Origin of the sequence: Asticcacaulis excentricus (assembly GCF_003966695.1) — a bacterium.
In the GTDB taxonomy this organism is placed as follows: Bacteria; Pseudomonadota; Alphaproteobacteria; order Caulobacterales; family Caulobacteraceae; genus Asticcacaulis; species Asticcacaulis excentricus_A.
Map to the genome: position 1 here is coordinate 495,253 of NZ_AP018828.1, position 12,629 is coordinate 507,881.

At 60.6% G+C, this 12,629-nt stretch carries 7 protein-coding genes; 5 read left to right on the top strand and 2 right to left on the bottom strand.

Annotated features, from left to right (window positions below):
* Positions 1-194: 194 nt before the first annotated feature.
* The 3 genes from EM6_RS13350 to istB all read left to right on the top strand — a co-directional run bounded on the left by EM6_RS13350 (position 195) and on the right by istB (position 4,027).
* Positions 195-1,451 (top strand): tyrosine-type recombinase/integrase, encoded by a 1,257-nt coding sequence (locus EM6_RS13350; RefSeq protein WP_126423653.1) that lies wholly within the window; start codon positions 195-197, stop codon positions 1,449-1,451.
* A gap of 318 nt (positions 1,452-1,769) precedes the next feature.
* Positions 1,770-3,263 (top strand): IS21 family transposase, encoded by a 1,494-nt coding sequence (gene istA, locus EM6_RS13360; RefSeq protein ID WP_126423654.1) that lies wholly within the window; start codon positions 1,770-1,772, stop codon positions 3,261-3,263.
* The gene (gene istB / locus EM6_RS13365; protein ID WP_126423655.1) at positions 3,260-4,027 is read left to right on the top strand and encodes an IS21-like element helper ATPase IstB; all 768 of its coding nucleotides are present in this window, start codon (positions 3,260-3,262) and stop codon (positions 4,025-4,027) included. The genes istA and istB overlap by 4 nt, the downstream gene beginning before the upstream one ends.
* A gap of 535 nt (positions 4,028-4,562) precedes the next feature.
* On the opposite strand, the gene EM6_RS13370 is transcribed toward istB, so the two are convergent.
* The gene (locus EM6_RS13370) at positions 4,563-5,690 is read right to left on the bottom strand and encodes a succinylglutamate desuccinylase/aspartoacylase family protein (RefSeq protein ID WP_126423656.1); all 1,128 of its coding nucleotides are present in this window, start codon (positions 5,688-5,690) and stop codon (positions 4,563-4,565) included.
* Between the two features lie 142 nt (positions 5,691-5,832).
* On the opposite strand from EM6_RS13370, the gene EM6_RS13375 reads away from it, so the two are divergent.
* On the top strand, positions 5,833-7,614 hold the full coding sequence (locus EM6_RS13375) for an amidohydrolase (protein WP_126423657.1): 1,782 nt from the start codon (positions 5,833-5,835) through the stop codon (positions 7,612-7,614).
* A gap of 37 nt (positions 7,615-7,651) precedes the next feature.
* Here the strand turns inward: EM6_RS13375 and EM6_RS13380 are convergent, their stop codons facing one another.
* On the bottom strand, positions 7,652-10,456 hold the full coding sequence (locus tag EM6_RS13380; protein ID WP_232037174.1) for a TonB-dependent receptor domain-containing protein: 2,805 nt from the start codon (positions 10,454-10,456) through the stop codon (positions 7,652-7,654).
* 168 nt (positions 10,457-10,624) lie between these two features.
* Here EM6_RS13380 and EM6_RS13385 point away from each other — a divergent pair, with 168 nt between their 5' ends.
* Positions 10,625-12,568 carry an isoaspartyl peptidase/L-asparaginase gene (locus EM6_RS13385; protein WP_126423658.1) on the top strand — a complete coding sequence of 648 codons (1,944 nt, stop codon included), beginning with the start codon at positions 10,625-10,627 and terminating at the stop codon, positions 12,566-12,568.
* Positions 12,569-12,629: the final 61 nt, after the last annotated feature.

Below are 12,629 nucleotides of genomic sequence, written 5' to 3' on the forward strand. Positions count from 1 at the left end.
TAGACGAGGGTATGCCGTCAGCTTGATACCGCCGAGAAATAAATATACCGTCAGGGTGCTAAGGGCTCTGACGGTATTTTTTTTGCCCTAACTCACTGTAAAAACGAGAGAAAACAACTTCCGAAAGTGCGATTTCGGGGTGACGGTATTTTTTGTCTCGTTTCTTAACATATTACCGCTTTGGAGGCGAGGTCATGCTGACAGACGCTGCGCTTAAGAGTCTGAAACCAAGGGATAAAATCTATAAGGTTGCCGACCGTGACGGTATGTACGTTATCGTCCAGCCGACGGGGTCGATCACGTTCCGGCTGGACTACTGTTTGAATGGGCGAAGAGAGACCCTGACGCTGGGGCGTTACGGTGGCGCAGGACTTTCCCTGGCACGGGCTCGTGAGAAGCTGATAGACGCTAAGCGGGCCATCGCAGAGGGGCTATCGCCAGCGCTCGAAAAGCAACGGGAGAAACAGCGCGGCAAGGCTGCGAAGAGTTTTTCCGAGTGGGCCGAAAAATGGTTCTTGGAACATCGGATGGCCGATAGCACCAGGGCCATGCGTCGCTCCGTGTATGAGCGCGACATCCTCCCGGTTTTTGATCGGCGCCTGATGTCCGAAATACGTCCCCCCGACCTGCGCGTGATGCTGGAAAAGGTCAAGGCGCGGGGCGCCCCGGCAACCGCCATCCACGCGCGCGAGATCGTTCGGCTGATCTACATGTTTGCAATTGCCCGGGGCGAAAAAGTCGCTAACCCCGCCGATGAAGTCAGCGCATCCACCATCGCAACCTTCGTTCCCAGAGACCGGGCGTTATCGCCTCGGGAGATACGCGTTCTGTTCGGCCAGCATGAGCATATCGCGACCCTGCCGACGATCCGTCTTGGGATGAAGTTTCTACTGCTTACAATGGTGCGCAAGAGCGAGTTACGTTTTGCGACCTGGGATGAGGTCGATTTCGAGAACGCGGTATGGAGCATCCCCAAGGAGCGAATGAAGAAGAACCGCGACCACAATGTATATCTGTCGCAACAGTCGCTGGACATATTGGTCGCTCTGAAAACCTGTGCCGGCAATTCGCCCTACCTGCTTCCGTCTCACTACGAGGCTGATCAACCGATGTCGAATGCCACCTTCAACCGAATAACTGCCGCCGTCGTAGAGCGGGCAAAAAGGGAGGGCCTGCCACTGGAGCCTTTCACCGTTCACGACCTGAGACGCACAGGTTCCACCCTCCTGAATGAACTGGGCTTCAATAAGGATTGGATTGAAAAGGCCCTGGCGCATGAGGACAACCGCACGTCGCGCGGCACCTATAACAAAGCTGAGTATGAACGGCAGCGTCGCCATATGCTTCAGGAATGGGCGAACACGATCGATGCTTGGATCGAGGGGCTCAAATACATGCCTGTCCTCGTGCCACCCGCGGTGGACTGGGAGATCCCTGACCCCAGCCTGTAGTCCTCAACCACGTTTTCTTACCCCTGGGCACCCGCGGCTTCCCCGAGGGGTTGCGTAAAGGTACCCCAGCCATAAAAATGCTTCAAGACGAAAGGGATTGGCAGTGGCTTCCTCAGAACAACGACCTATCCGAAGGGACGAGTTGAAAGAGATCGTGCCGCTTAGTGACAGCACGATTTATGAAATGGAGCGCAAGGGTATAAGCGCCGGTGCAAAAACCTACCACGGAAGCGGCGGAATCGTTTCGCTGCGGGTGGTGTAAAAGTCGTCCACCTATCGCCCTTCAGCGAGTCGCATGGAGGGCCGGGGATTTTCACCGTGGATTTGTATTTGAAGGTTCGGCTTGCCTGTTCGCAGGGCATGAGCCAGCGTGAAGCGGCGAAGCATTTCAACCTGTCGCGCGACACCGTACGCAAGATGCTGTCGTTTTCAGTTCCGCCGGGGTACCGGCGCCAGGCCGAGATCAAGCGCCCGAAGCTGGACGGGTTCACAGGCATCATCGACAGCATCAAGGAAGCGGACAGGTCGATGCCGCTGAAGCAGAGGCATACGGCCAAGCGGATATTCGATCGTTTACGAACCGAGTTCGGCTTCACGGGCGGCTACACGATCGTCAAGGAATACGTCCGCGACCATGAGCGCCGACATAGGGAGATGTTCGTACCGTTGGCGCACCCGCCTAGCCATGCGCAGGCGGACTTCGGCGAAGCCTTGGTGATCATTGGTGGCGTCGAACAGAAGGCGTATTTCTTCGCCTTCGACCTGCCGCACAGCGACGCCCCCTATGTGCGGGCCTATCCGGCGGCCACCGCCGAGGCGTGGGTCGACGGCCACGTCCATGCCTTTGCCTTCTTCGGCCTGAAGCCCCTGTCTATCCTCTACGACAACGACCGCTGCCTGGTGGCGAAGATACTGCCCGATGGGACGCGCAAACGGGCGACCTTGTTCAGTGCCTTCCTGTCGCACTATGTTATTGAGGACCGTTATGGCCGTCCCGGCAAGGGCAATGACAAGGGCGCCGTCGAAGGCCTGGTGGGCTACAGCCGTCGCAACTTCATGGTGCCCATACCGCGGTTCGCGACGTGGGAAGCCTTCAATGCGTGGCTGGAAGCGCAGTGCCGGCTGCGCCAGAACGACACCCTGCGCGGTGAGAGCGAGACGATTGGTGAGCGGCTGAAGCGTGACCTTGCGGCTATGCATCCCCTACCGGCCCCCGCCTTCGAGGCCTGTGACCAGACCAGTGGGCAAGTCTCGTCACAGGCTCTGGTGCGCTATAAGACCAATGACTACTCCGTCCCGGTAAGCTTCGGCCATCAGGAGGTGTGGATCCGGGGTTATGTCGGCGAGGTGGTCATCGGCTGCCGCGGCGAGATCATCGCCCGTCATCCCCGTAGCTATGATCGGGAAGACGTCAGTTTTGATCCCTTGCATTACCTGCCTTTGATCGAACGCAAGATCAACGCCCTTGATCAGGCGGCCCCTTTACAGGGTTGGGATCTGCCCGATGTGTTCGCCACCCTGCGCCGGCTGATGGAAGCGCGCATGGGCAAGCATGGCAAGCGCGAGTATGTGCAGGTGCTGCGCCTCCTGGAGACCTTCGAGCTGGCCGAGGTGACCGCCGCGGTGAAGCAGGCCCTTTCTCTTAGCGCGGTCAGCTTCGACGCCGTCAAGCATCTGGTTCTGTGCCGTATCGAACAGCGCCCGCCACGGCTGGACCTCGATGTCTATCCCTATCTCCCGCGGGCAACCGTCGAGACGACGCGCGTGTCGGCCTATATGGGCCTGCTGGGGTGTGCGGAGGCGGCGGCATGAGCACGGACGTCCCCGAAATCCTGCTGGGCGCTCAGCTCAAGATGCTGAAGCTGCCCACCGTTCTGCGCGAACATCAGAAACTGGCCCGGCTTTGCGCCCTCGAAGGCGTAGACCATGTCCGCTACCTCTCCCGCCTTATTGAGATGGAGCTGATCGATCGGGAACGGCGCATAGTCGAGCGGCGGATCAAGGCCGCCCGGTTCCCCGCGAAGAAGACCCTCGACAGCTTCGACTTCGCCGCCATCCCAAGACTCAACAAGATGCTGGTTCTGGAACTGGCGCGTTGCGAGTGGATAGAGCGAAGGGAGAACGTCATCGCCCTTGGGCCCAGCGGTACGGGCAAGACCCATGTCGCCATAGGGCTTGGCATGGCCGCCTGCCAGAAGGGCCTGTCCGTCGGCTTCACAACGGCGGCGGCCCTGGTCAGCGAGATGATTGAAGCGCGCGATGAGCGCCGGCTTCTGCGCTTCCAGAAGCAGATGGCGGCTTACAAGCTCCTGATCATCGACGAACTGGGCTTCGTGCCTCTGTCGAAAACCGGGGCGGAGTTACTGTTCGAACTGATCTCACAGCGCTACGAGCGCGGCTCGACCCTCATCACCAGCAATCTGCCCTTCGATGAATGGACCGAAACCTTCGGATCCGAGCGGCTCACCGGTGCCTTGCTGGACCGCATGACCCACCACGTCAGCATCCTTGAGATGAATGGCGACAGCTATCGTCTGGCTCATAGCCGCGCCCGCAAGGCCAGACCCACTCCCTAATCCCCCGGAAAAACGAGCCGCCCGCGTATGGGAGCCCCTTACGGGCTACGCCCTCCAGGCCCTCCCATACGCGCGACTCAACTGGCCTGATTTTGCGCCGCCCCGTGGCCGAATTTTGCGCCGCCCTTGACACGTAAGCGGGAAGCCCGTTCTCAACCCTGAACTATGCGCACCAGACCTTCCCCTGCACGCATCCCTTTAGGACCGGTGGTATAGCTTTCCGCTAACCCATTTCCAACGCGGGCGAGCATGGCATCCCAGGTGCAAGACTGTCGTGAATTGCCTGTTGATCGCAATGTGTTGCGTTTCGTCGCTGCAGGCGTCTCGGTTTTCAGAGAGGAGTGATTTCTAATGGAATCATTCCTCTCAAGCCGCCATTGACGCCGCGGCCAAGGTGGCGCAAGCCACCGCCCGGCGAGGGGTAAAACAAAAGCTGGATCATTATGTTTCTACCAGAAATCATAATGATCCAGACCGGTCATTTGAGTCGCCTGCCCCGGAAATCTGCCCCTTTAACGGTTGGAGCGACTGCACTTCATTCTGCGGGAGAGGAGCCGGGAGGACAGCCATCAGCTTTGCAGGGCAGCGTGTCGTCCCACCAGATGAGCCGCACCACCCAATCGCCGGGTTCAATGCGAGGATCGGTCGCCAGGGAAAGAACCTGTCCCGCACGGGGGGCATTGATCGTCGCCACTGTGTCGCCGAAGGGGTTGTGCACGGTGAACAGAGGCTGTCCGGCCGTGACCGTATCACCCAGCTTCACCCTAAGGCGGGCCCAGCCGCCTTTCGGCGATTTGACATTGCCAATTGCGTTGCCGACAAACGGCTTGCCCGGTCCTTCGGCCTTACCCGCCAGCATGCCACGCGTGATCATCAGATTGCGCAGGCCCGACAGGGTGCGTGCGATCATCGGCTCGTCAAAGGTTTCGGGCGCGCCCAGTTCGTAGGTTACGGCCGGTACGCCAATGGCGTTCAGCATGTTCTCAACAGCGCCATCGACGCCGGGGTCCATATTGATGACATCAGGTTTCAGAGCGTCGGCGATTTTGCGCGCCTCGCCCGTCTGGGCAAAGATATAGGCCGGATAGGTGGTCCCCCGCGACTGGGTATGGAGGTCAACGGCGAAGTCGGCATTCCCGACAAACAATTGGGTCCAGATGCGATGATCGTAACGCGTGGCCGGGTTGCCTGTCGCTTCATCGGGATGGGGTACGCTGGGCATCAGGCGGTTAAGATTGTCTCCGCCGGTGCCGATCACGTCAGAGGTAAAGCCGCGTGTAGAATGCAGGAGGCCTGGCGTATTCAACCCCGGAATGGCCACGATGGTGCCGCTGAGGCTGTCCGGGCTGAGGGTTTCCGCCAGCGTATGGATCACCGCAATGCCATTCAGCTCATCGCCATGGATGCCGGCGGTGAGCAGCAGTTTCGGCCCCGGTTTCGCGCCCTTGATCACCACGACCGGAATATACCAGCCCTGACCGATAGAGGTGTCGAGTACGCGGAACCACAATCGGGTTTTGCCAGCGGGCAGGTCCGCGACCTCCAGTCTGTCAACGACCTTCACGCCGTCGATGCGGTCGCCGGTATAGGTCGTAGCGGCGGAAAGCGGCGTGGCCAGCGTAAGCAGGACGAAGGCAGCGAGGCTAAAAAGACGTGAGCGCATACGGGCAATCCAGACTAATCCGACGCTTACCTTAGCCCTGCACCGCTGCGGTGTCCATTGGCCGCATATGACGTCAAGGCACCTTAACGCCAACGCTAAATTCGCTTAGACATATATGTATGGCTGGTCAGGAGATACCCTCATGAAAACGCTTTACGCCGTTGTGGTCGTGTTGGTCTGTTGTGCCTCAGCCGCGTTGGCCAAGCCCAGACCGGCGGATATGGCCTTTGTGAACGGGCGCATCCATACGGTCGATGCCTCCGACACGGTTGTGCAGGCCGTCGCCTTGCGTGATGGGCGGATCGTCTATGTCGGCGATGATGGGGGGGCTAAGGCTCTGATCGGACGCAAGACGCGCACTTTTGATCTCAAAGGTCGCATGGTCCTGCCCGGCCTGATCGATGGTCATATGCACCCGCAATCGGGAGGCTTGCGCGAACTGAGTTGCAATCTGCGTTATGAGCCGCTGACGGTTCCCCAGTTTCAGGCAAAGATTCAGGACTGTCTCGACGCCGAGCCGGGGGCTGGCCCTGAGGACTGGCTGACGGTCATCAACTGGTACGAACAGGCCATGCAGCCCGAAGGCACGGTCTTAAGCCACACCGATCTTGACGGGCTTAAGACCACGCGACCGATCATGGTCCGCTCGTCGTTCGGTCACTCCAACCTGACCAACCGGCGTGGCCTTGACATCGCGGGCATCACCCGCGACACGCCTGACCCCAAGGATGGCCTTATCCGGCGGGATGCGAATGGCGCGCCCACCGGTCGCTTCGAAGACGCGGCGCAGGCCCTGATCAGCCAGCACGTCCCGCCGCCGGACGCGGCGACCCATCTCAAGGCGACCCGGATCGCTCTCAAAATGATGCGTGCGCAGGGGATTACGAGCTTCCTTGACGCCTACACCGATATTGAGACCCTCACGGCCTATGGCGAGGTGATGCGCGCGGGTGAACTCACGGCGCGCGGGCATTTCGGGGTGCTGATCGATTCGGGCACGGATTACGACGCCGGTAAGGCCGTGGCGGAGGTGGTTCGCCAGAAGCAGACCTATGAGCGGGTTGCCAAAGGCACCGAGCCGGGCTTGCGCCTTCATACCGCCAAGCTGTTTCTGGATGGGGTGGTGGCCGCGCCGTCACTGACCGGGGTTATGCTGGCGCCTTATTTTGAGAATGCCGGTACGGCAGCCGTCCCACACTGGCGGCCAGGCAAAAGCCGGGGCCCTCAGCCCTATTTCAGCGACGCCCAGTTGCAGGATACCCTGATCCGCCTCGCGGATGCCGGACTTGATGCGCATATGCACGCCGACGGTGACGGCGCGGTGCGTCAGGCGCTGGATGCCGTGGCCGCCTTGCGCGCGGCGCGTCCGCAAAGCCCTGTCCGCCCGGCGATTGCCCACGCTGAACTGGTCGATCCGGCTGACTACAGCCGTTTTGGTGAACTGAATGCCTTGCCGGTGCTGTCGTTTCAGTGGGGCAAGCCGGGACCGGATACGGTGGACAGCGTCCGCGACTATCTGGGACCTGCGCGCCACGCGCTCTTTGAACCTTCGGGGTTGCTGGAGATTTACGGGGCGCGCCTCGTGTTCGGCAGCGACTGGCCGGTGGATACGCTCAACGAATGGCTCGCGCTGCAAATTGCGGTGACGCGGCGCGCCGTTGGGGCGGAGGCGCAAAAATATCCTGGACGTCTGGGCGTTGACCCCGGCCTGTCATTGACACAGGCCATACGCGCCATGACCATCAATGCCGCCTATAGTCTGCATCAGGAGCGCGAAGTGGGCTCAATCGAAGTCGGCAAGATGGCCGACCTGATCGTTATTGACCGTGATCTGTTCGCCATTCCCCCCGAAGAGATCAGCGGCACAAAGGTCCTGCTGACCCTCGTCGGTGGTCAGGTGGTTTATCAGGCAGGAGATTTGTAAAACAGAAAGGCCGGGATCGCTCCCGGCCTTTCGTTTTTTAATCCAGCTTATAGGTCACCTGCAGGAAGCCCGATCGGCCGATCCCATCGTACCAGCTTGTGTTGTAGTAGGGGTAGCTGACCCACGTCGTGTCAGAGGGCGGCTTTTTGTCGAACAGGTTGGTGATAGCCAGAGAGACGCGCACCTTGTCATTGACCTTGTACTGCGCCGAGCCGTTATAGGTGGTGTAGGAGCCGACCCAGGCGTTTTCATCGTAGTTTGGCAGACGGCTCAGATGGTTGCCGGAGAGATTGAAGCTCCACGCGCCCTTCTCCAGATTGGCGGTGATCGAGGCCTTGTCGCGCGGAATATAGTAGCTGGAATCGTTGGCCAGCTTGTTGATTGCCGGGTCGCCCACATAGCGCGTATAGTCGTGGTCGATGGTGTGCGTATAGTTGCCGGTCAGGCTTAGCTTGCCGATGGGGGTTTGCAGGCGGGCATGGGCCGACAGGTCCACACCGGATGTGCTTTCCACCGACACGTTGATCGGGCTGACGAAGACCTGCGTGATATCGCCGTCGCTATCGCGCGTAACGCGGGCAATCGCGTCCTGACAGGTCGGGGTATTAATGTTTTGCAGGCCGGCGCGGCATTCGCCTTCGGTCCGCGTCAGATTGTTGACCAGCAGATCCTCAACCTGACCCTTCATGTCGATCTTGAAGTAATCCACGCTGATGTCAAAAGCGCGGCTTGGGGCCCAGACGAAACCGGTGTTGAACGATTCCGAGGTTTCCGGCTCAAGCTTGAGATTGCCGCCGGTACGGACGCGAATACGCGGCCCGCGACCGCAGTCCGACGGGTAGTCTCCATCCTGAATACACTGATAGTAGTCGGTGGCGCGCCCTTCTTCAAAGCCGGTGCCGCGATAGACGTAGTTGAGGTCAGGGGCGCGGAAGCCCGTACCCCAGGCGGCCCGGAACAGCAGGGTGTCCAATGGGCGGTATTCCAGGCCAATATTATAGGTCGTCTCGGCCACACTATTGCCGGCATAGTCGAACGTGTCGTAACGCGCCGCCAGACTGGATTGCAAGGTGGAGAGCAGGGGCACGGAGAATTCAACGGCCGCGGCTGCGTGCGTGCGATGCCCTTTGGAAGTAAAGTCCACCCAGCTGAAATAGTAGGGCTGCGTCGCCTTCGGGTCGGTGCCCTGATTGAAGTTCTGACGGCCCGTTTCGATAATGGCACTGAAACCGACCGGGCCCGCCGGCATCTGGAACAGCTCCTGCGTGCCCAGTTGCAGCGAGGCCTGAACAACCGATGAGCGCGGCTTATAGACGCTTTCTTCACGGATCGACTCGAACTCCGCCGGGGTCAGGGGCGTGTAGAAGCGTGTCGGGTTGGCGTTGAACACCGGCAGGCCGTAGCCGTCATCTTCGCCCAGATAGGCGTCATCCGTATCCATGCCCAGTTGCGGCCCAAGGAACAGCGCATTGGCCTTGGCCACATTGATCATGGGGAAGGTCACCTTGGCGTTATAGGCGCTGGCGCTGATGGCCGCCTCATACGTCCATTTTTCAGCAAAGGTGCCCCGGATGCCCGGCGTGAGGGTGATCGTTTTCGAGTCCACCGTGCGCATGGCGCGGTCCAGCCCGCCCATCTCTTCCGGCGTGAAGATACGGTACCAGTTATCGGTGTCTTCGCGAGAAGCGTGGGCATTGTAGAAGTCGCCCACATCATTGCCGTCGGCGTCCTGATACCCCCACGACAACGGACGCTTGAGCAGCTTCAGCTTGCTGAATCCCACCTGCGCGTCAAGGAAGAGGTGCGTGTTGTCGTTCAGGTCGTAGGTGAAGGACCCGACAAAGTTGGCGCTTTTGCGGTCTGAGACGACGGTGCGATAGCCCTGAGCCGTCTGCGAACCGCAATAGGTGCCGTCATAATAGGGGTCGCTCTGCACCGTTGTGGTGCCGCCATTGGTGGACGCCGTGCGCGCGCAATCGGCAGCCGACGGGTTGATGGCATAGACATCGTAATCCACGCGCAGCCAGTTGGTCACCCCCATCTGATAGGCGGGGTCGGGGGCGTCGGCGGTCGAGTCCTGACGCTTGCGCTGATAGCCATAGACCGGGTCCTGGATCATCACTTCGCCGCCGAAGACTCCGTGGAACTTGCCGAAGTCAAAGCCGGATGACGCATTGAAGCGGTGTGAGGCACCGCCGCCCTGTTCGGTCCAGCCGTAGCGGTAGTCGAAGGTCGTGCCGTCGGCGTGCTGCTTGAGCTTGAAGTTGACGACACCGGCAAGGGCGTCCGAACCGTAGATGGCCGAGGCCGATCCGCTCAGCACTTCGATGGCATCGACCATGCCCAGCGGGATGTTCGAAATATCGGTGAAGTTTGAATCGCCGTTATAGGGCATCGGATAGTCGGCGACGCGGCGGCCATTGACCATGACCAGAGTATGGTTCGGGCCAAGGCCGCGCAGGTTCACCTGCTGGGCCCCCGGCGAATAGTCGGCCGCGTTGCCCGATTGCATGCTCTGTGTTTCACCGCTGTTCTGGGTGAGGGTCTTCAGCACATCCGGCACATTAGCGAAGCCGCCGGCACGGATCTGGTCAGAGGTGATGACGGTCACGGGAGCCGGGCCTTCCTTGCGCACCCGTGGGATGCGTGAGCCCACAACCGTCACCACCTGCGGTTCTTCGGCCGAGACCGGTTCACTGGTGGCGGGGGTCGTTTGCGCCAGCGCTGCCGTGGCCGCAAGTCCATACAGGCTGCACCCCATCATCAGGCTCAACTTGCAATAGGTGGTGAGGCGGTTCTGCGGCATCAGGCAATCTCCAGTCCATTGGTGCGACGGTGACATCTCCGGCCGTCCGGCAGATTTTATTGCAAACCGGACATTTCGCGGAGATTTCGTGTCTTAAGCGGGCCGTATTTTACTTTTTCACGCAATCATTTTGTTGTCGCGTCATAAATTCTCCGTCAAGGTGACGTAAATTTGTTGCACTCACATACCGCACAGGAGACTGAAATGCGCCGTCTGATCGTGAGCCTCGCCCTGTGTGTTCTGGCTATGGCCCTGCCCGCGCAGGCGAAACCCAAAAGCTGGACAGGTGGGCCGGGCTACAAGACCTTTGTTATTGGGGATGAAAGCCGCCCGACCCCCGGTGAGGTGAAGGGCGGGCTTTTGATGTCCGGCGGCGGGGACTGGGCCTATGAGGCGTTTCGCTGGTTCGTCAATCGCGCCGGCAACGGCCATATCGTGGTGCTGCGCGCCTCAGGGACGACGGAATCGCAGGACGAATTCTATAACGGCGTTAAGGGTGTCACGAGCGTTCGCACCTTTTTGTTCACCGATCGGAAGGCGGCCTCTGACCCGAAACTTCTGGCGGCGGTTCGCAAGGCCGATGGCATCTTTCTGGCCGGTGGGGATCAGGCGCGCTACGTGCGTTACTGGAAAGGGACGCCGCTGAATCAACTGATCGATGCCCATGTCGCAGCCGGAAAGCCTTTGGGCGGCACCAGTGCGGGGCTGGCGGTGCAGGGGAGCTGGGCCTACGGGGCTATGGATGGCGGCAGCGTCACCTCGCCGGAGGCGCTGAAAGACCCGCTGGGGCCAGCGGTCACCATGGTCGGTGATTTCCTGCATTTCGAGCTTTTGACCCGGATTGTCACCGACAGCCACTTTGCCGAACGTGACCGTCTGGGCCGTCTGTTTGCCTTTGTGGTCAAGGCTAATCAACTCAGGGCCTCGCCCACCGTGCGCTATGCCCAGCCGCTGGTGGGGCTTGGCATAGACGAAGAAGCCGCGCTGACTGTTGAAGCCGACGGCACGGCGCGTGTCCACACCGACAAGGATGGCAAGGCGTGGCTGGTTGCGGGCGGTGAGGTGACAGACCTCGAACCTGGCAAGCCGCTGAACCTGCAAGGGGTTTCTGTTATAGGTATCGGCAAATCCTCAACCTTTAACATCCGGACGCTGGCGGTCGGTAACCCGGCCTTCACCCGCACCTATGACGTCAAAGACGGTGTGGTGACACAGCGCTTGCACTGGTCGCTGGCCCTCCACGGCGGGGCAGGGGTCATTGAGCGCGCCAACATGCCGCCGGAGAAGGAGGCGCGCTATCGGGCCTCTCTGACGCAGGCGCTTGAGGTGGGGCAGAAGGTGCTGGCGGGCGGCGGAAGCGCGCTTGAGGCCGTCGAAGCCACGGCGCGCGTGCTGGAAGACGATCCCTTGTTCAACGCCGGCCGGGGCGCGGTCATTGCCGCCGATGGTAAGGCCTATCTCGATGCCGCCATCATGGACGGCGGCACGATGAAGGCGGGGGCGGTTGCGGGTGTCACGCGCACAAAAAACCCTATCCGTCTGGCGCGCCGGGTGATGGATAAGACGCGCCATGTGTTTCTCGCTGGGGAAGGCGCGGACGCCTTCTCGGTGGCGCAGGGGCTTGAGCAGGTCGATCCGTCCTATTTCCTGACACCTGAGCGCCAGAAGGCGTTTGAGGCCTGGAAGGCGAAGAATCTGGCGGGCATCGACCGGTCGCACCTCTATGGCACCATCGGCGTCGTCGCGCTTGACTCTGACGGCCATCTGGCGGCCGCCACCTCGACGGGCGGGCTGATGGGGAAACAGTGGGGCCGCATCGGTGATGCCCCGGTCATCGGGGCGGGCACCTATGCCCGCGACGGGGACTGCGCCGTTTCGGCGACGGGAACCGGTGAGTATTTCATTCGTGACAGCGCCGCGCGGCAGGTCTGTGACCGCGTGCGCTGGAATAAGGAAACGATTGATCAGGCCGCCTATAACACAATTATGTCGGTGGGGGCTCTGGGCGGCGATGGCGGTCTGATTGCCATGGATAAGGATGGCAGGGCGGTGTTTGCGATCAATGATCTCGGCATGTACCGCGGGGCCGTGTCTTCGGACGCACCGACGCCACTCACCGGCATCTTTGCGGGTGAAGCGTTGAAGTAGGCCGTCCGCACCTCACCACCCTGAGATTGCGCAAACGGTTACGTGACTAAGCTGACGGCCA

Coding starts and splice junctions, on each gene's coding strand:
- EM6_RS13380 (WP_232037174.1), bottom strand. CDS start 10,456: ATGTCACCGTCGCACCAATGGACTGGAGATTGCCTGATGCCGCAGAAC.
- EM6_RS13375 (WP_126423657.1), top strand. CDS start 5,833: ATGAAAACGCTTTACGCCGTTGTGGTCGTGTTGGTCTGTTGTGCCTCA.
- EM6_RS13385 (WP_126423658.1), top strand. CDS start 10,625: ATGCGCCGTCTGATCGTGAGCCTCGCCCTGTGTGTTCTGGCTATGGCC.
- EM6_RS13350 (WP_126423653.1), top strand. CDS start 195: ATGCTGACAGACGCTGCGCTTAAGAGTCTGAAACCAAGGGATAAAATC.
- EM6_RS13370 (WP_126423656.1), bottom strand. CDS start 5,690: ATGCGCTCACGTCTTTTTAGCCTCGCTGCCTTCGTCCTGCTTACGCTG.
- istB (WP_126423655.1), top strand. CDS start 3,260: ATGAGCACGGACGTCCCCGAAATCCTGCTGGGCGCTCAGCTCAAGATG.